This is a genomic window from Streptomyces sp. NPDC041968, from assembly GCF_055589025.1.
The window spans coordinates 492,315-510,620 of the sequence record NZ_JBVJCB010000002.1 but is presented as its reverse complement, the minus strand read 5'-3'; the positions used below and the strand labels follow the sequence as shown (position 1 = coordinate 510,620).

Genomic DNA, 18,306 nt, shown 5'->3' with positions numbered 1-18,306 from the left:
GCCGGGCGGACCCGCGCCGGCCCGACCACGCCCGGCCGTCCCTCAGCCGCGGGTCGCCCGGTCGATCAGGCCCTGCAGGTACAGGCCGCGCCGTGCGTCGACCGCCGTGGGCGTGCCGGTGCGGACGGCCATCGCGAAGTCGTGGCGCAGGACGGGCCAGCACTCCTCGTGGTCGATGCCGGCCGTGTCGTAGACCAGCGGGTGCTCCGGGCCGAAGAGTTCGACCCGGGTGAGCGCGCGCGGGACGGCCACGGAGCCCGACAGGGAGGCCTGGCTGACGGCTCCGTTCTCGTGCTCGCAGGTCAGCTCCACCCAACGGCGCGGGTCGCCGGTGGCGCGGATGCCGGTGATGGGGCCCACCGAGGCGTCCAGCAGGTCGAGCAGGTGTGGTCCGAGGTCCAGCAGGGCTCCGTGTTCGAGGCGCCAGCCGGTGGCGAAGTCCCCGCCCAGGAAGGCGCCGTGGAGGTAGCAGGAGCGGGCGCCGGCCGCATCGAAGGTGCGCGCCGCCGCCAGGAAGGCCCGGGTGGAGGGGTGGAAGCGCTTGGTCAGCACGAGTTGGGAGACCACACCGGCCTCGGTGACCGCGTCGGCCACCCGGCGGGCCGCGGACAGGTCGGGGCCGAGCGGCTTCTCCAGCAGCAGCGCCTTGCCCCGCTTCGCCGCCAGCGGCGCCAGCTCGGCCTGGACGGCGGGCGGCACGGCGAAGGCCACGGCCTCGCAGTGGTCCAGCAGTTCCTCGAACCCGGCGGCGACATGGGCGGCGTAGGGGGCGGCCGTCTCGCGGGCGGCCTCCGTGCGGCGGGCCCAGACCGCGGTGAGCCGGGTCTCGGGTCCGGCGGCCAGCACCCGGGCGTGCATGGCCCGGGCCCAGGGGCCGGCCCCCACGAGCCCGACCTCGACGGGCCGGTCGGTCCAAGGGGCGGGGGCAGCGGTCACGGTGTTCCTGTCCTGGTGCGTCATCGGGTGGGACTCGGTGCGTACTCGCGGGGACGTCGGCGTCGTCACGGCGCGAGGCGTTCGAGCCGGGCGTCGGCGCCCGCGGGGGAGTAGAGGTGTTCCACGACCATGGCGGCGGCCCCGATGAGCCCGGCGTGGTCGCCGAGTCGCGAGGTGACCACCTGGAGGTTGGCCGTGGCCCGGGGCATCGCGCGCTGGTAGACCAACTCGCGGACCCCGGTGAGGAAGGGCACGCCGGACAGCTCACCGGCGATCATGAGCACACCGGGGTTCAGCAGGGTCACGACGGTGACCAGGACCTCGCCCACCCGCCGTCCGGCCTCCCGGGCCAGTCGGACGGCGTCGGGGTGGCCCTCGTTGAGCAGGCGCCGGACGTCCCGTCCCGAGGCGGTGTCCAGGCCCAGCGCGGACAGCTCCTTGGCGATCGCCCGTCCACTGGCCACGGCCGCGAGGCAGCCGTGGGAACCGCACATGCACAGCGCGTCGGACCGGTCGTGCAGCCGGATGTGCCCGATGTCGCCGGCGCCGCCGTCGATGCCCCGGTAGAGGCTGTCGCCGATGACGACGCCCGCCCCGATGCCGGTGGAGACCTTCAGCAGGACGAAGGACGAGCAGTCGCGGTGGTTGGCCTGGTGCTCCGCCAGCGCCATGAGGTTCGCGTCGTTGTCCACGAGCACCGGGACGGCGTCGGTCTGCGGCCCCAGCCCCATCCGTGCCGCGTACGCCTTCTGGAGCCGCTCCCGGATGGGGTAGCGGTCCCAGCCCGGCATGATGGGCGGCTCGATCACCCGCCCCGACTCCCAGTCGACGGGGCCGGGCACGGACAGTCCGATGCCCGCCACGTGGGACGCCGGGACCCCGGCCGCCGCGATCAGGTCCGGGAACCACTCGGCCAGCCCGTCCAGTACGTGCTCGGGTCCCGCGCTGACGTCCATCGGGCCGGTGTGCTCGGCCAGGATGGCGCCCGACAGGTCGACGACGGCGGCGCGGGCGTGCCGGGTCTCCAGGTCGAAGGCGACGACCGAGGCGTGGGTCGGGTCGAAGGCGATCCGGTGGGACGGGCGCCCACCGGTGGACTCACCCGTGCTGTGCCGCAGCCACCCGGCGCGGTTGAGCAGGTCGAGACGCTGCCCGACCGTCGACCTGGAGAGTCCGGTGGCGTGCTGGAGGTCGGCGCGGGTGTTGGCGCGCCCGCTGCGGATCAGTTGCAGCAGCGCGCCCGCGCTGGCCTGACCTGACGTCATCATGGAGTCCCCCACGGCTCAACTCTTGTCGGCACCGCTGGTCAGACCCTCGGTGAGGAGCCGTTCGGCGGCGAAGAACAGAAGTACCACGGGGATCGTCAGCACCACGGAACCGGCCATCAGGACGGTCTTCGGCACCTCGATGCCATTGGAGAGCTGCGCGAGGCCCAGGGAGACCGTCCACTTGTCGGGGTCGGCGGCCAGGAAGAGCAGAGCGAAGAGGAACTCGTTCCAGGCGATCATGAACACGTACAGGCCGGTCGCCATCAGGGAGGGCAGCGCCAGCGGCAGGATCACCTTGCGCACGGTCTGCAGCCGGGAGGCTCCGTCGAGCGCCGCCGCCTCCTCGATGGAGGCCGGGATGGTGACCAGGTAGTTCTTCAGCATGTAGATCGACACCGGCACCGTCTGGGCCACGTAGACGATGGCCAGACCGACCAGGCTGGAGGAGAGACCGATCTTCGCGAAGATGACGAAGAGGGGCACGGCCAGCAGCGTCGCCGGGAACATGTACACGGCCAGGAAGAGCGCGCTGACCTGCCGGTGGCCGAAGAACTTCAGCCGGCTGACGGCGTACGCGCCGGGTACGGCGGCCACCAGGGTCAGCACCACCGTGCCGAGGGAGACCAGCGCGGAGTTGAGCAGGAACTTCAGGAAGCCCTGGCCGCCCGCGTCGGTCGAGCGGAGCACGTCCTGGTAGGTGGAGAAGGTGAAGTCCTTGGCCGAGATCCACAGGGAGCCCGGGTCGAGCAGGAGCGCGTCGATGGGCTTCAGCGACAGCAGCACCATGTAGTAGAAGGGGATCACGGTGATCACTGCGAGGAACGCGATGACGAACCAGCGCAGCACGCCGAAGAACCGCTCCTCGAACTGGGCCCGGCTCAGGGCCGCCTTGCGCGTCACGCTTCCTCCTGGACCTTGTTGCCGAAGAACTTGAAGTAGAGGCCGAGTAGGATCATCAGCACGACGGCCAGGGTGAGTGCCTGGGCGGCCGCGGCTCCCACGTCGTAGCGCGCGGTCAGGAAGTCGTAGACGCGCACGGCGGCGACGTCGGTGCCCGCGCCGCCCCCGGTGAGCAGGTACACGTCGTCGAACTTGTTGAAGGTCATGATGAACCGCAGCACGCACAGCAGCGCGATCACCGGCATCAACTGGGGCAGCAGGACGTGCCGGAACCGCTGGGTCAGGGTCGCGCCGTCGACCAGCGCGGCCTCCTCCAGGGTGTCCGGGACCGCCTGGAGCCGCGCCAGGATGAAGAGGAAGGCGAAGGGGAAGTACCGCCAGCACTCGAAGACGATGACCGTCAGCAGGGCCAGCGGGATGTCGAAGTGCAGGCCCAGCAGGTGGACCTCGTACTCACGCGTCGACAGGAAGGCGACGGGGTCGTCCCAGCCGAACAGGCGCCGGCCCCAGTCGTTGACCACGCCGTACTGCGGACTGAGCGCGACCTCCCACACGAAGGCCACGGCCACGACGGGCGCGACGTACGGCAGCAGCATCGCCGCGCGCAGCAGGCCGCGCCCCTTGAAGGGCCTGCGCAGCGCCAGCGCCGCGACCAGGCCGAGGGCGACGGAGCCGAGCGTGGAGCCCGCCGTGTACAGCAGCGTGGTCCACAGGCTGGACCAGAAGCCGGCCGAGTCGAAGACCTGCGCGAAGTTGTCCAGGGACCAGTTGCCGAACAGGCCCATGTCCTGGATGTCGACGAGCTTGGCCTTCTGGAAGGCGAGCAGCACGGTCCACGCGATGGGCAGGACGACCACCACGAGGACCACGACGAAGGTGGGGGAGACGAACGCGAGGCCCGCGCGGTTGGCGCGCCGGCTGGCGGTCAGCGGACGGCGGCCCGGGGAGGCGGACCGGTCCGTGGACCGGGGGTCGGTGTCCCGGCGCTGCGGCGCGCCGGCTGGGGCTGTTGTCATGAGGGACCTTAGTGACGTGCAGGCGGGCGGCTACTGCAGGGACTTCTTCAGGGCGGCGACCTCTTCGTCGGCCTCGCGTGCCGCCTCGGACGGCGAGCTCTGGCCGCTGGTCATGGCGCCGACGGCCTTCGGCACGGGCAGCTCGCCGTTGGTGGCGCCGACCAGGGCGCCCTCGCCCTGGGTGATGCCCCAGCGGCGCATGTTGCTGACGCCGTCGGCGAGCTGGTCGAGGAGGCTCTCGGGGAAGACCTCGTCGAGGGGCTTGCGGGTGTCGACCCCGATGTCGCTGGAGCGCCAGGCGTCGAGGTAGCGGTCGGGATCGGCGGCGGTGCCCTTGCGGACCGGGATCTTGCCCTCGGGTGCCATGCCGAACCAGGACTCGTAGCCGGTGCCCATCATGTACTCGATGAACTCGCGGGAGGCGGCGGTCTCGGCCGTCTTGGTGGTGACCCAGGACGTGATCTCGCCGAACTGCGCCGCGTCCTTCGCGTCGGGGCCCCGCATCGCGGTGACGATGCCGCTGTGGTCCGACAGGTACTGCGGGTCCTTCGCGCACTGGGGGCAGCTGGGCAGGGCGTCCTTGCGCAGGCCGGCGAGTTCGTCCAGCAGGAAGGAGGACCAGATGACCATGGAGGACTGCCCGGCGAAGTAGGTGGCGCGGGTGGAGTCCACGGTCTGGGTGCCCGGCGCGCCGTACTCCCGGGCCAGGCGGTCGTACGTGCGGAAGGCGGTCTCGCACCGCGGTGAGTCGAGGGCCACCTCGTGCCCCTCGTCCACGAGTTGGCAGTCGTTGGCGAGGGCGACGCTCTCGAAGCTCTGCGAGGTGAAGACGTCGCTCGGGTCGGTGGCCGCCGAGATGCCGTCGTGGCCCTTGGTGGTCAGCGCCTCGGCGGCGGCCAGCGTCTTCGCGTACGTGTCGGGAGCGGCCAGCGCCTTCTTCCCGAACTCGTCCTTGCGGTAGACCAGCAGCTGGAGCCACGCGTCGGAGGGCACCCCCAGGCTGGTGGAGCCGTCGGAGGTCAGCTCCAGCGCGTTGGCGTTGAAGGTGTCCCGGCCCAGCTCGCCGACGATCTGCCGGGGAATGTCGGTGTTCAGCAGCCCGTTGCTGTACATCTGCCACACCTGGCCCATGGGGGCCGCGCCGATGACGTCGGGCAGCGTGCCCGAGGCCGCGGCCGACATGATCAGCTGGGGCATCTGCCCCTCGTCGACCCCGACGAGATGGACCTCGATCCCGGTCTTCTTCTCGAACGCGTCCACGACCTTCTGCGTCGCGGCGACGCGGTCGGGGAGGTTCTCCTGGGTCCAGACCGTGATCTCACGGTCCGGCTTGCCGGGCCCGGTGCTGCCCGCGCAGCCCGAGAGCAGCCCGACCCCCAGGGCTGCCGTGACGCCGACCGCGGTCGTCCTCGACCGCAGGGTCCTGATGCGCATTGAGTGTCCTCGTTCCGGCTTACGTCTGCTCGTCACGCATCACAGCATCACTTTTGCTTGTTGACAAGACATAAGTTGCGGATATTGTCGACGCAACCGCACTCAGCAACCCTTCCGGAGCCACCCGTGTCATCCGTGTCGCCCGCGTCCTCCCCGGAGCGCGTCGTCCAGTTCACCGGCCCCCGACAGGTGGAGGTGGCCGAGCACGTCCGGGCCGACCTGCCGCCCGGCCACCTGCGGGTGCGCACCCGCTACTCGGGCATCTCGGCCGGAACCGAACTCACCGCCTACCGCGGCACCAACCCGTACCTGACCCGTACCTGGGACCCCGAGGCACGGCTCTTCCGCGACGGCGCGCCCGGCATCGAGTACCCGGTGGCCGGCTGGGGCTACTCCGAGGTCGGCGAGGTCGTCGAGGTCTCCCCGGAGCTGGTCGGCACCGCGGGGATGCCGGTCGCCGGCGACCTGGTCTGGGGCATCTGGGGGCACCGCAGCGAGGGCATCGTCCCCGCCGAGCGGATGATCGGCCACACCCTGCCGTCCGGGCTGGAGCCGCTGGCCGGGGCCTTCGCCCGGGTCGGCGCCATCGCGTACAACGCCGTGCTGGCCGGGGACATCCACCTCGGCGAGGACGTCGCCGTCTTCGGCCAGGGCGTCATCGGCCTGCTCACGACCCGGCTGGCACAGCTCAGCGGCGCCCGCGTCACCGCGGTGGACGCCCTCGACGGCCGGCTGGAGACCGCACGGCACTTCGGCGCCCACGACACGCTCAACGCCCGCACCGACGCGGTCGCCGAACGCGTCCGCGAGGCCACCGGCGGGCTCGGCGCCGACCTCGCCATCGAGATCAGCGGCGCCTACCCGGCCCTGCACGAGGCGCTGCGCTCGGTCGCCGCCGGCGGGCGGGTGGTGGCCTCCGGCTTCTACCAGGGCGACGGCATCGGCCTGCGCCTCGGCGACGAGTTCCACCACAACCGGGTCCAGCTGATCTGCTCCCAGATCGGCGGCGTACCCCCGCAGCTGTCGAACCGCTGGACGGTCGAGCGGCTCCAGCGGACCTTCCTGCGCCTGGTCGCCGAGGGCCAGGTGGACGTCGACGCGCTGGTGAGCCACGTGGTCCCCGTCGCCGACGCCGCCGACGCCTACGTACTGCTGGACGAGCGGCCCGCCGAGGCGCTTCAGGTCGTCCTGGAGTTCTGAGCCCGACCCCGGGGACCGGGTCCCCGGGACCGGCCGTCACCGACACTTCCGAAAGGCCCCTCATGCTCAAGACCGCCGTCCAGGAACAGCTCCTGCCCGGAGACACCCTGCAGGCCAAATGGGACTTCGCCCAGCAGGCCGGTTACGACGCGATCGAACTGCGCGGCAAGGGCGACCTCCAGTTCGCCGCCCGCCGCGACGAACTCCGGCAGGCCCGCAAGGACGGCGTGGTCATGCCCACCGTCTGCGTCGACATGCTGCACTTCCTCGGCGCCTTCGACGAGGACCTGCGCCGCGACGCCGTCACCCAGATGAAGTCCCAGCTCACCGTCATCGCCGAGATCGGCGGCGTCGGCGCCCAGACCCCCGCCTCGTACGGCATGTTCTCCCGCCGGCTGCCCCCCTTCGAGCCGCCGCGCACCGAGATGGAGGACCGCGAGGTGCTCCTGGACGGGCTGGCCGAACTCGGCGAGCACGCCCGCAAGGAGGGCGTCACGCTCTTCCTGGAGCCGCTCAACCGCTACGAGGACCACATGGTCAACCGGCTCGACCAAGCCGCCGACCTGATCCGCGCCGTCGGCCTGGACTCGGTCCGGATCGGCATCGACAGCTACCACATGAACATCGAGGAGACCGACCCCGCGGCCGCGATCCTCGCCCACGCCGACGTCATCGGCCACGCCCAGGTCTCCGACTCCAACCGCTTCCAGCCCGGCGCCGGACACCTCGACTGGCCCGCCTGGCTCGGCGCCCTGCACACCATCGGCTACGACGGACACCTCGCCCTGGAATGCCGGCTGACCGGCGACCCCGCCGAGGCCGTGCGCTCCGTCCCCGCCTTCCTCAAGAGGTCCGGCGCGTGAGGACCGCCCCGAACCTCCTGGACCGGCCCGCGCCCGCCGCGCCCGCAGACCTGACCCTGCGGCGCGGTGCGGCGCGGGTCCTCATCGACAACTGGACCGGCGCCTCCACCGTCCCCTCCCGCACGCTCTACCCGCACCAGTGGAGCTGGGACAGCGCCTTCATCGCGATCGGACTGCGCCACCTCTCGGTGCGCCGCGCCCAGCGCGAGCTGGAGTCCCTGCTGGCCGCGCAGTGGGCCGACGGACGCGTCCCGCACATCGTCTTCAACCCCGCGGTGGCCGCCGACGCCTACTTCCCGAGCCCCGACTTCTGGCAGTCCGGCCGGACCGCCGGCGCCCCTACGGCGGTCGAGACCTCCGGCATCGTCCAGCCGCCCGTGCACGCCCTGGCGGCCTGGCTCGTGCACCGGGCCGACCCGGCGGAGTCACGGCGCCGCGGCTTCCTCGCCCGCGTCCGGCCCCGGCTCGCCGCCTGGCACGACTACCTCCTCACCCGCCGCGACCTCGGCGGCGGGGGGCTGGCGGCCGTAGTGCACCCCTGGGAACCCGGCATGGACAACAGCCCCTGCTGGGACCGGGCCCTCCAGCGGATCGAACCCAGCCCGCCCGACAGCTTCCGGCGTGCCGACCTCGACCACGGCCACCCCGCCGACCGGCCCACCGACCTCGACTACGGCCGGTACGTCAGGCTGGCCACCGAGTACCGCGAGGCCGGCTACGACGACCGCGTCGTACGGCACCGGTTCGCGGTGGAGGACCCGTGCTTCAACGCGCTGCTGGTCGTGAGCGAACTGGCCCTGGCCGCCATGGCCCGCGAACTGGACCTGCCCGCCCGGCGCCACACCGAGCGGGCCGCGCAGCTGACCGGGGCGCTCGTGGACCGCCTCTGGGACGAGGAGGCCGGGCTGTTCCGGGTGCGCGACCTGCACACCGGCACCCCGGTCGACGAAGGGAGCGTCAGCGGCCTGATCCCGCTCCTCATCCCGCACCTGCCCGCGGACGTCGTCCGGCGCCTGCACGCCACGCTCACCGGCCCGCGCTTCAGCGCCCCGGCCACCCGGCTGGTCCCCAGCTACGACCTGACCGGCCACGCCTTCGACCCCACCCGGTACTGGCGCGGCCCGGCCTGGTTCAACACCGCCTGGCTGATCGAGCGGGGACTGCGTACCCACGGCCTCCAGCAGGACGCCGAACGGCTGCGCGCCGACTTCCTGGCCCGGGCCGGAGAGTCCGGCTTCGCCGAGTACGTCGACCCCTCCACCGGAGCGGCCCGCGGCACCCGGCGCTTCTCCTGGACCGCCGCCCTCACCCTCGACCTGCTGAGCGCCGACCCGAAGGAATGCACGCCATGACCGCGGCCGACCCCCGTGTCCAACTGGTGCGCGACGCCACGTTCGTCCGGCTCGGCGCCGGCGGTGAGATCAGCGGCACCCGCGGGTCGACTCCTGACGGGCTGTTCTTCCAGGACGCCCGTCACCTCAGCAGTTGGCGGCTGACCGTCGACGGCACCACCCCCGTCGCCCTGGTACCGGCCACGGCGGAGGCCGACGACACCGCCGCCTGCGTGCTGACCCCCGAAGGCACCCGGGACCACCCGCCCGCGTACACCGTCTTCCGGCGGCAGAGCGTCACCGCCGGCACGCTCACCGAGCACCTGAGCCTGGTCAGCAACCGGCCCGACCCGGTGACCGCCCACCTGGCCCTCACGGTCGACACCGACTTCGCCGACCTCTTCGAACTCCGCGTCGACGACCGCCACTACGCCAAGCCGGGCGCGGCGTACGAGACCCGCGACACCGCCGACGGGCTGCTCTTCGGCTACCGGCGCGACGACTGGCACGCCCGGACGGAACTGACCTGCCGTCCCACACCGGACACCACCGGACCCCCGCGTCCGCAGACGTCCGCCACCGCCCGGACGCTGACCTGGCACCTGCCGCTCGACGGACACGGCCGGGCGGATCTGCACCTGACCGTCCGCGCACGTCCGCACGGACGTCCCCGGCCCGCCTCCGCCGCCTCCACCACCTCCGCCTCAGCCGCCGGGCGTCCGTCCCGGCACGCACGCCCGGCGGCGGCCGCCCCGGACGACCTGGCACGCACCGTCGAGCGCGGCCTCGCCGACATCGACCTGCTGACCGTGCCGGTCACCGGCGTCGACGGCGACGAGGTCCACGTCCCCGCCGCCGGCATTCCGTGGTTCCTCACCCTCTTCGGCCGGGACTCCCTCCTGACCTCGTACTTCCTGCTGCCGTACCGGCCCGCGACGGCGGCGGCCGTCCTGAGCGCGCTGGCCGCCACCCAGGGGCAGCGCCACGACACGTTCAGCGGCGAGCAGCCCGGCCGGATCGTCCACGAGACCCGGCACGGCGAACTCGCCCACTTCCGGCAGGTGCCCTACGGCCGGTACTACGGCGCCGTGGACGCCACCCCGCTCTTCCTCGTCCTGCTCCGCGCCCACCACGAGGCGACCGGCGACCCCGCACTGGCCGTACGCCTGGAACGACACGCCCGGCGGGCCGTCGACTGGATGTTCACCGACGGCGGCCTGGAGAAGCACGGCTACCTCGTGTACACCCCCGACCCGGGCGGACTGGTCAACCAGAACTGGAAGGACTCCGAGGGCGCCGTCTGCTTCCGCGACGGCACCCAGGCCGAAGGCCCCATCGCCGTCTGCGAGGCGCAGGGCTACGCCTACGACGCACTCCTGCGCACGGCCGAACTCGCCCTGCACGTCTGGGGGGACGAGCCGTACGCGCACCGGCTCCGCGAGGAGGCGGCCCGGCTGCGGGACCGCTTCGCGAGGGACTTCTGGATGCCCGGGGCGGACTTCCCGGCCCTCGCCCTGGACGGCGACGGCCGTCAGGTGGACGCGCTGGCCTCGGACGCCGGGCACCTGCTGTGGTCCGGCATCCTCGACGCGGACCGCTCCCGCCGGGTGGGGCGGCGGCTGCTGGAGCCGGACTTCTTCTCCGGCTGGGCGATCCGCACCCTCGCCGCCGGGCAGCGGCCCTACCACCCGCTGTCCTACCACCGGGGCAGCGCGTGGCCGCACGACAACGCGGTCATCGCCCTGGGACTGGCCCGCCAGGGCATGACGGCCGAGGTGCGCACCGTCGCCGAGGGCCTCGTCGCGGCGGCGGCCCACCACGGGCACCGGCTGCCCGAGGTCCTCGCCGGCTACGACCGCTCCGCGACCGCCGCACCGGTCCCGTACCCGCACTCCTGCTCGCCCCAGGCGTGGGCGGCCGCCACCCCGCTGGCCCTGTGGACGGCGCTGGGCCGCGAGCCTGCCGACCCGGAGGATTGGCATCGATAACATTCTCTGCCATAGTCGGTCGGGTCAGCACCGGCTCCCCATGGGAGATCGATAACAGCGGTAGCCGGGTCGGGCACGACCACCGGAGCCCTTGAGTGACCCTCCCCAGCACCCCGCACCCCGGCCGTGCCGCACGCCCGGCGGCCACCCTGACGTACGCCCGCGGCCGGCTGCTGCGCCGGGGCCGGCCGCACCGCGTCCTGTCCGGCTCGCTGCACTACTTCCGGGTCCACCCCGAGCAGTGGGCGGACCGCCTGGAACGGCTGGCGGCCCTCGGGCTGAACACCGTGGACACCTACGTCCCGTGGAACTTCCACGAGCGCCGCCCCGGGGAAGCGCGCTTCGACGGCTGGCGCGACCTGGCGCGCTTCGCCCGGCTGGCGCAGGAGGCCGGTCTCGACGTGATGGTGCGGCCGGGCCCGTACATCTGCGCCGAGTGGGACAACGGCGGACTGCCGGCCTGGCTCACCGGGACCCCGGGCATGCGGCTGCGCACAGGCCACCCGCCGTACCTCGACGCGGTCGGCCGCTGGTTCGACGAACTCGTCCCGCGGGTCGCCGCACTGCAGGCCGTGCACGGTGGCCCGGTGGTGGCCGTACAGATCGAGAACGAGTACGGCAGCTACGGCGACGACCACGCCTACGTCCGCTGGGTGCGCGACGCCCTCGTCGACCGGGGCGTCACCGAACTGCTGTACACGGCCGACGGGCCCACCGAGCTGATGCTCGACGGCGGCACCGTGCCCGGCGAGCTGGCCGCCGCGACCTTCGGCTCCAAAGCCGCCGAGGCGGCGGCACTGCTGCGCTCGCGCCGGCCCGAGGAGCCCTTCCTCTGCGCGGAGTTCTGGAACGGCTGGTTCGACCACTGGGGCGAGAAGCACCACGTCCGCTCGCCGGAGGGCGCCGCCCGGGAGGTGGGGGAGATCCTCGACGCCGGCGGCTCGGTCAGCCTCTACATGGCCCACGGCGGCACGAACTTCGGGCTGTGGGCCGGTGCCAACCACGACGGGGGCGTCCTGCGCCCGACCGTCACCAGTTACGACTCGGACGCCCCGGTCGCCGAACACGGCGCGCTCACCCCGAAGTTCCACGCCCTGCGCGAGAGGTTCGCCGCGCTCACCGGCCGGACGGCGCCCCGCGCGCCCGCCGATCCGCCCCTGCTCCCGCCGCGGACGCTTCCGGTGACCCGGCGGGCGGCCCTGCTGGACGCGCTGCGGGCCGTCACCGAGCCGGTGCGCGCTCCCGCACCGCTCAGCTTCGAGGAACTCGGGCAGTCCGCCGGTCTGGTGCTCTACACCGCCCTGCCGCTCCTGCCCCGGGGCCGGCAGGAGGTGACCGTGACCGGACTGCACGACCGCGCGCAGGTGTTCGTGGACGGTGTTCCGCTGGCCGTGCTCGACCGCGAGACCTCCTCGTTCACCGTGACCGGCACCGGGGCCCCGATCCGGCTGGAGCTGCTGGTGGAGAACCAGGGGCGGATCAACTACGGGCCGCTGCTGGGCCAGGGCAAGGGCATCCTCGGCGGGGTACGGGTGGAGCGCCGCCTGGTGCACGGCTGGACCATGCACCGGCTCCCGCTGGACGAGTGGACCCCGCACGACACCGCCCGCGCCGCCTCGGCGGCGGAGCCCGGCGGCACGGCCGGCTTCGCGCACGCGCGCCTGGACGTCACCGAACCGGCCGACACCTTCCTCGCCCTGCCGGGCTTCGCCAAGGGCTTCGTCTGGGTCAACGACGTGCTCCTCGGACGCTACTGGGAGGTCGGCCCCCAGACCACGCTGTACCTGCCCCGGCCCCTCCTGCGCGCCGGAGCCAACACCCTCACCGTCCTGGAGCTGGAGCGCTTCGGAGACCGTTTCGCCCTCCTGGACCGGCCCGAGCTGGGGCCGGTCGAGGAGTACGTGGAGACGTTCGACTGAGGACGCCGAGCCCGTACGGCGCTACTGCGGCGTCGAGCGGGTCCGGTCGGGTCCGCCCGTGCGGGCGTGCCGGCGGCACCCGGCGTCGTGCTCCGCGCCCAACGAGGTCCACCACCGCTCGCAGCAGCCGGCGCCCGCGGGGACGAGGGCGGCGGCGGGGCGGGTGCACTCCGGACCGTGCACCATGCCGTCGGAGTGCCGCCAGAACGCGCAGCACGGCTGGAGCACGGCACCGAGCGGCTGCGGCGAGCGGGGGCGTGCCAGCCGCTCGGCCCGCTGCGCCCGTACGAGGCGGCGCCGGTGCTCCGTCCGGGCGCGGGCGGCGCACCAGGCGAACACGGCGGCGGCGTACAGGCCGGGCAGGGCGAGCCAGGGGTGGTGGGTGGCCGCGTACCCGGCGGCGACGAGGAGCAGGACGGTGGCGGCACGGCAGGCACGGGCGGTGCGCAGGCTCGGGGTCACGGGTGCTCCCGCTGGTCGGCGACGGACAGGGCCTCGGGACATCCGTATGCCCGCTGTTCGCCGTCCTACGTGCGCGGCTGCCGGGACGGGTCCGGTTCCGGGTCCTGCGCCAGGGCCTGCCCGTCGTGGTCCCGGTGCTGTTCCCGCGCCTGGTGCCCCAGGGCCGCGCTGCGGCTCGTCGACAGATGGTGGAGCACGAGTTCCTGGACGCGCTCGACGTCGCGTTCCGCGATCGCCCGGTACAGGGCCTCGTGTTCCTGCGCCACACCCAGCAGGTCGTCGTGCTGGCCCATGAGCCACCTCAGCCGGCTGCGCAGGACGCGCTCGAGTTCGTTGAGCAGTTCGTTGGCGGCCAGGGAGATCACCGTCTGGTGGAAGTCGGCGGCCGCCCGGCGGGCCCGCACCGCGTCACCCGCGCGGGCCGCCTCCAGTTCGGCGTCCACCGTGGCGCGCAGCCGCTCCAGCCCGGCCCGGGTGTGCCGTTGGGCGGCGAGCCGGAAGCCGAGGGTCTCCAGGCCCGAGCGCACCTCGTCGAGATCGGCGATGTCGCTCGCGGTGAACTCCCGTACCACCGCCCAGCTCCGTGGTCGCGGCGTCACCAGCCCTTCGGACACCAGGGTCTTGAGTGCCTCCCGCACGGGCAGCCGGCTCACGCCGAGGGACTCGGCCAGTTCCCGCTCCACCAGGCGGCTGCCCGGCCGGCGCGCACCGTCGACGATCTCGTCGCGCAACCGCCGGGTGACCCGCTCGGACTCGGGCACGAAGCCCTCTGACGCAGCCATCGCCGTCCTTCGTCCGTCGTCCTGTTCCGAGGCCCCCGACGGCGCTGGTGCGAGCCAAGTCGGCGGCCCGTCAGGATACCCGGCGACCGGCGACGACCGGGGACGGCCGGCGGCGACCGGCGGCGACCGGCGACGACCGGGGACGGCTGCCTGCCGGGAGCGGGGCGACACGGGCGACGGCGCGCGCGGGTCAGCCGGCCCGCGGGGGCCAGTTGACGATCTGCTTGGCGCGCGGGCGTGCGTAGGTGCGCACCTTGGACGTCGACAGGCCGAGGCGGACCAGCGACTCGGCGATCGTCACGGCGGCGGCGACACCGTCGACCACGGGGACGCCGGTGCGCTCCACCACCCGCTCGGCGAGACCGGCCATGCCTCCGCAGCCCAGGCAGACGACCTCGGCCCGGTCCTCCTCGACCGCACGGGCGGCCTGTTCCGTGATGGCCTCGACGGCGGCCCGCTCGTCCCGTTCCAGTTCCAGTACGGCGAGCCCGCTGGCGCGCACGGAGGCGCACCGGGCGCTCAGGCCCGCGGCCGTCAGACGTTCCTCGATCAGCGGGACCGTGCGGTCCAGGGTGGTGACGACGGAGTACCGGCGGCCCAGGAACTGGGCGGTGCTGGCGGCGGCCTCGGTGATGTCGACGACGGGGACGTCCAGCAGTTCCTGCAGCCCCTCCCTGCCGTGCTCGCCGTATCCCGCCTGGATCACCGCGTCGTACGGCCCCGGGTGGGCGCGGACGGCCTCCATCACGGCGACCGCGGCGAGGTAGCTCTCGTAGTTGCCCTCGACGGACTCCGCGCCGAAGGCGGGCGTGAGGGGGACGATCTCGGTGCCCGGGGAGGCCGCGCCGGCCGCCTGCTTGCCGATCGCGTCGGTGATGGACTGCGTGGTGTTGACGTTGACCACGAGGATGCGCATGGGGTGGGCCTTCTGCTCGGACGGAGGGGGCGCGGGGGCGGGGCTATTCCGCCGCGACGGCGATGGCCTCGCCGTCCACGTCGCGGATCGGGGAGGCGCGGTCGGCGATGGCCGCGTACAGGACGGCGGCGATGATCGCGCCGACGAACCAGGAGAACCCGGCCGCGGCGTGGAAGAAGGGCACCAGGGCGACGACGACGGCGATCACCGCGGCGGGGACGAAGGCGGCGACGGCCCGCGGGTTGTAGCCGCGGCGGTAGTGGTACTCGGCGCCCGCGTCCTCCGTGTAGAGGGCGGGCACGTTCACCCGGGACTTCCGCAGCAGCCAGTAGTCGGCCATGATCACACCGAACAGGGGCCCGAGCAGGGCACCGAGTCCGCCGAGGAAGTAGTTCACGACGACCGGGCTGTTGTAGAGGTTCCAGGGCGTGATGACCAGGCCGAGGACCGCGCTGACCAGTCCCGCCCGGCGGAAGTCGAGCCGGTGCGGGAAGAGGTCGACCAGGGCGTAGATCGGCGCGACGAAGTTGGCCAGCAGGTTCACCGCCACCGTCAGGGCGATGAGGGCGAGCGAGGCGACGGCCAGCAGGAACATGTTGGGGACGGTCCGGACGATGTCCGTCGGACTGGTGATGACGTGCCCGTCGAGGGAGAACTGGGCGCCGCTGAGCACCGCCACGATGCCGGCGAAGAAGAGCATGTTGACCGGGATGCCGATCACGTTCCCCCGCACGATGGAGCTCCGGCTCCTCGCGGACCGGGTGAAGTCGCAGAAGTTCAGCACGAACGTCCCGTAGATCACGACCCAGAGGGCGGCGGCCTGGAGCACCTGGAGCCACATGGCGCCGCCGGTGAGCGGGTCACCGTCGGACAGGGAGATCGAGCCGTCCGCCCGGACGAACATCCACACCGCGAGGGCGCACATGGTGAGCAGTGTGGTGGGCGCCGCGACGGCCATGTAGCGGCGGATCATCTGCATCCCGTAGCTGACGATGAGTACCTGGAGCGCCCACAGGACCAGGAAGGTGATCCAGCCCAGCGTCGACTGCCCGAGCAGGGAGTTCGTGTCGAGGCGGGCCAGACCCGGGAACAGGGCGATCAGCAGGGTGCTCAGCACCGCCGAGGCGAGGTAGGTCTGGATACCAAACCAGGCAATGGCCACGGCACCCCGCACGGCGGCCGGGAGTTTCGCCCCTTTGATGCCGAAGGCGATGCGGCTCATCACCGGGAACGGCACGCCGGTCTTGTGGCCCATGAAGCCGGACAGCGTCAGCAGCAGGAAGAGCAGGACCGACGCGAGCGCGAAGGCGGCGAGGATGCCCCACACGTTCAGCCCGAGGGCGAACAGGCCGATGGCGAAGGCGTAATTGCCCAGGCTGTGGACGTCGTTGGCCCAGAGGGTGAAGACGTTGTAGGCGCCCCACCGGCGTCCTTCCCTCTTCGTGGGGGCCAGGTCGTACGTGTAGAGGCCGGAGCTGGTGACGGTGTCGCTGGTCCCCGTGGACGAGCGGCGGTCTTCCAGGGCAGTCATACGGGACTCCTGGGATCAGGTGCGGGGGAGGTGGAGATTTCCACAAAACGGAAGTGGCGTTCCGATGAACTGAACGTAGTTTTCGCCGAACGGCATCGTCAAGAGGTGCGCCCCAAAATGGAATACCATTTTCCCGTCCATTGACAGAGGGGCGACCCGTCCCTAGCCTGACGCCCCGTCATTACATCGATGTAATGCGTCATCGGTGTGAAGCGCCGCGGAAAGGACTTCCCGTGCTTCCCAGCCCCCCGCACCTTCCCCGGACCCGTGTCGGCCCGCTCCTCGCCGCCCTCCTCGGGCTCGTCCTGGGCCTGCTGCCCGCGCTCCCCTCACCGGCCGGCGCGGCGGCGCCCCCACCCGCGTCGCGTACCGCCGACGCGGCGGCACCTCCACCCGCACCACGGGCCGCCGACGCGGCCGCCGGCACCTTCCGCAACCCGCTCAACACCGGGCCCGACCCCTTCCTGACGCACTGGAAGGGGAACTACCACCTCACGACGACGCAGGGCGACAGCATCCGGATGTGGCGCTCCCCGTCGCTCGGCACCCTGGCGACCGCCGACCCGATCACGGTCTGGACGGACTCCGACCCGTCCCGCAACCGGAACATCTGGGCCCCGGAGTTCTACCGCTTCGGTGACCGCTGGTACCTGTATTACACGGCCGACGACGGCGTCGACGAGCACCACCGGCTGTACGTCCTGGAGTCGGAGCGCGACGACCCGGCCGGCCCCTACCACTTCAAGGCCAGGCTCGCCCCGCCCAACCACGCGAACGACTTCGCCATCGACGCGGGCATCCTCCAGCTCGGCGGCCGGCTCTACCTGGCGTACAGCGGCATCAACCAGTACCAGCACAACGGGCTCAACATCGCCCCGATGTCCAACCCGTACACCGTCGCCGGGAACGCGGTCGCCCTCGACGCGGCCGGCGGCTGCCCCGAGGTGCGGGAGGGCCCGGAGTTCCTGTACCGGGGCGGCAGGGTCTGGATGACGTACTCGGCCTGCGACACCGGGAAGCCGGACTACCAGGTCTGGATGATGTCGATGCCGCTGGGCGCCGACCCGCTCGTGCCGGGCAACTGGCGGCAGCATCAGGGCGCGGTGTTCTCGCGGGCCGACGACCGGGGCGTGTTCGGGCCGGGGCACCACGCCTTCTTCACCTCTCCGGACGGTACCGAGGACTGGATCGTCCACCACGCCAAGACCACGTCGGTGAACACCTACAGCAACCGCACGACCCGGGCGCAGAAGTTCACCTGGCGGGCCGACGGCAGCCCCGACCTCGGCCGCCCGCTCGCCCTCGGAGCCACCCAGGACCTGCCCTCCGGCGACCCCGGCTCCGGCACCTACTGGATCAACGACGACGGCCGGTCGAGCGGCCCCGGCGGCGTCGCCCACACCGGCGCCTGGAACTCCGGCACGGGCTGCGCCACCCAGTGCTTCTGGGGCGACGACCACTGGAGCGACCGGGCCGGTGCCACGGCGGTCTTCTCCTTCACGGGCACCCGCATCGCCCTGCTCTCCGTCAAGGACACCGGCAACGGCTACGCGGCCGTCAGCGTCGACGGCGGTCCCGAGCAACGGGTGGACTTCCACGGCCCGATCCGTGTCGGGGAGGCGGTGCAGTACGTCAGCCCGCGGCTCCCGTACGGCAACCACACCCTGCGGGTGCGCGTGACCGGGGAGCGCAACCCGCAGTCCGGGGCCTCGTTCGTGAGCGTCGACCGCGCCGAGGTCTACGTGAACTGACCACCGCCC

At 72.7% G+C, this 18,306-nt stretch carries 15 protein-coding genes; 6 read left to right on the top strand and 9 right to left on the bottom strand.

Translation table 11 applies throughout. The annotated features are described in order from the left end of the window. Window positions 1-42: 42 nt before the first annotated feature. Genes ACZ6EG_RS07375 through ACZ6EG_RS07355 form a run of 5 tightly spaced genes read right to left on the bottom strand, consistent with a single transcriptional unit; the run spans window position 43 to window position 5,554 of the window. A complete protein-coding gene (locus tag ACZ6EG_RS07375) occupies window positions 43-960 on the bottom strand; it encodes a Gfo/Idh/MocA family protein (protein ID WP_469602445.1) in 918 nt (305 codons plus the stop codon). 41 nt (window positions 961-1,001) lie between these two features. Beyond that, window positions 1,002-2,201: an ROK family transcriptional regulator gene (locus ACZ6EG_RS07370; RefSeq protein WP_391969114.1), complete on the bottom strand. Its 1,200-nt coding sequence runs from the start codon at window positions 2,199-2,201 to the stop codon at window positions 1,002-1,004. A gap of 18 nt (window positions 2,202-2,219) precedes the next feature. Then, window positions 2,220-3,104 carry a carbohydrate ABC transporter permease gene (locus ACZ6EG_RS07365; protein ID WP_361015285.1) on the bottom strand — a complete coding sequence of 295 codons (885 nt, stop codon included), beginning with the start codon at window positions 3,102-3,104 and terminating at the stop codon, window positions 2,220-2,222. Then, the gene (locus ACZ6EG_RS07360) at window positions 3,101-4,120 is read right to left on the bottom strand and encodes a carbohydrate ABC transporter permease (RefSeq protein ID WP_391968989.1); all 1,020 of its coding nucleotides are present in this window, start codon (window positions 4,118-4,120) and stop codon (window positions 3,101-3,103) included. Before ACZ6EG_RS07360 ends, ACZ6EG_RS07365 begins: the two co-directional genes overlap by 4 nt. Window positions 4,121-4,150: 30 nt before the next feature. Next, window positions 4,151-5,554, bottom strand: coding sequence for an ABC transporter substrate-binding protein (locus ACZ6EG_RS07355; protein WP_469602441.1), 1,404 nt, complete (start codon window positions 5,552-5,554; stop codon window positions 4,151-4,153). Window positions 5,555-5,680: 126 nt separating this feature from the next. On the opposite strand from ACZ6EG_RS07355, the gene ACZ6EG_RS07350 reads away from it, so the two are divergent. The 5 genes from ACZ6EG_RS07350 (at window position 5,681) to ACZ6EG_RS07330 (ending at window position 12,855) form a co-directional block, all read left to right on the top strand. Next, window positions 5,681-6,754, top strand: a complete 1,074-nt coding sequence (locus ACZ6EG_RS07350) for a zinc-dependent alcohol dehydrogenase (protein WP_391968987.1) — start codon at window positions 5,681-5,683, stop codon at window positions 6,752-6,754. A 62-nt stretch (window positions 6,755-6,816) separates the two neighbouring features. Continuing rightward, window positions 6,817-7,617, top strand: coding sequence for a sugar phosphate isomerase/epimerase family protein (locus ACZ6EG_RS07345; RefSeq protein WP_391968986.1), 801 nt, complete (start codon window positions 6,817-6,819; stop codon window positions 7,615-7,617). Beyond that, entirely contained in the window at window positions 7,614-8,969 is a 1,356-nt protein-coding gene (locus ACZ6EG_RS07340; protein WP_469602437.1) for an MGH1-like glycoside hydrolase domain-containing protein, read from the top strand. The genes ACZ6EG_RS07345 and ACZ6EG_RS07340 overlap by 4 nt, the downstream gene beginning before the upstream one ends. Further along, a complete protein-coding gene (locus tag ACZ6EG_RS07335) occupies window positions 8,966-10,936 on the top strand; it encodes an amylo-alpha-1,6-glucosidase (protein ID WP_469602434.1) in 1,971 nt (656 codons plus the stop codon). The genes ACZ6EG_RS07340 and ACZ6EG_RS07335 overlap by 4 nt, the downstream gene beginning before the upstream one ends. A gap of 95 nt (window positions 10,937-11,031) precedes the next feature. Then, a complete protein-coding gene (locus ACZ6EG_RS07330; RefSeq protein ID WP_469602432.1) occupies window positions 11,032-12,855 on the top strand; it encodes a beta-galactosidase in 1,824 nt (607 codons plus the stop codon). Window positions 12,856-12,876: 21 nt separating this feature from the next. Here ACZ6EG_RS07330 and ACZ6EG_RS07325 read toward each other — a convergent pair whose 3' ends face one another. From ACZ6EG_RS07325 to ACZ6EG_RS07310, 4 genes are all read right to left on the bottom strand, one after another. Further along, the gene (locus tag ACZ6EG_RS07325) at window positions 12,877-13,317 is read right to left on the bottom strand and encodes a hypothetical protein (RefSeq protein WP_391968982.1); all 441 of its coding nucleotides are present in this window, start codon (window positions 13,315-13,317) and stop codon (window positions 12,877-12,879) included. 65 nt (window positions 13,318-13,382) lie between these two features. Continuing rightward, window positions 13,383-14,099: a GntR family transcriptional regulator gene (locus ACZ6EG_RS07320; RefSeq protein ID WP_391968981.1), complete on the bottom strand. Its 717-nt coding sequence runs from the start codon at window positions 14,097-14,099 to the stop codon at window positions 13,383-13,385. Window positions 14,100-14,289: 190 nt separating this feature from the next. After that, complete coding sequence (locus ACZ6EG_RS07315; RefSeq protein WP_391968980.1) at window positions 14,290-15,015, bottom strand: aspartate/glutamate racemase family protein; 726 nt, start codon at window positions 15,013-15,015, stop codon at window positions 14,290-14,292. A 43-nt stretch (window positions 15,016-15,058) separates the two neighbouring features. After that, window positions 15,059-16,546 (bottom strand): NCS1 family nucleobase:cation symporter-1, encoded by a 1,488-nt coding sequence (locus ACZ6EG_RS07310; protein WP_469602429.1) that lies wholly within the window; start codon window positions 16,544-16,546, stop codon window positions 15,059-15,061. A 233-nt stretch (window positions 16,547-16,779) separates the two neighbouring features. On the opposite strand from ACZ6EG_RS07310, the gene ACZ6EG_RS07305 reads away from it, so the two are divergent. Then, on the top strand, window positions 16,780-18,297 hold the full coding sequence (locus tag ACZ6EG_RS07305; RefSeq protein ID WP_391968978.1) for a family 43 glycosylhydrolase: 1,518 nt from the start codon (window positions 16,780-16,782) through the stop codon (window positions 18,295-18,297). Window positions 18,298-18,306: the final 9 nt, after the last annotated feature.

Excerpts from the sequence above, each read along its gene's own strand:
- ACZ6EG_RS07370 (WP_391969114.1), bottom strand. The coding sequence starts at position 2,201 with ATGACGTCAGGTCAGGCCAGCGCGGGCGCGCTGCTGCAACTGATCCGC.
- ACZ6EG_RS07375 (WP_469602445.1), bottom strand. The coding sequence starts at position 960 with ATGACGCACCAGGACAGGAACACCGTGACCGCTGCCCCCGCCCCTTGG.
- ACZ6EG_RS07315 (WP_391968980.1), bottom strand. The coding sequence starts at position 15,015 with ATGCGCATCCTCGTGGTCAACGTCAACACCACGCAGTCCATCACCGAC.
- ACZ6EG_RS07310 (WP_469602429.1), bottom strand. The coding sequence starts at position 16,546 with ATGACTGCCCTGGAAGACCGCCGCTCGTCCACGGGGACCAGCGACACC.
- ACZ6EG_RS07320 (WP_391968981.1), bottom strand. The coding sequence starts at position 14,099 with ATGGCTGCGTCAGAGGGCTTCGTGCCCGAGTCCGAGCGGGTCACCCGG.
- ACZ6EG_RS07355 (WP_469602441.1), bottom strand. The coding sequence starts at position 5,554 with ATGCGCATCAGGACCCTGCGGTCGAGGACGACCGCGGTCGGCGTCACG.
- ACZ6EG_RS07335 (WP_469602434.1), top strand. The coding sequence starts at position 8,966 with ATGACCGCGGCCGACCCCCGTGTCCAACTGGTGCGCGACGCCACGTTC.
- ACZ6EG_RS07360 (WP_391968989.1), bottom strand. The coding sequence starts at position 4,120 with ATGACAACAGCCCCAGCCGGCGCGCCGCAGCGCCGGGACACCGACCCC.
- ACZ6EG_RS07345 (WP_391968986.1), top strand. The coding sequence starts at position 6,817 with ATGCTCAAGACCGCCGTCCAGGAACAGCTCCTGCCCGGAGACACCCTG.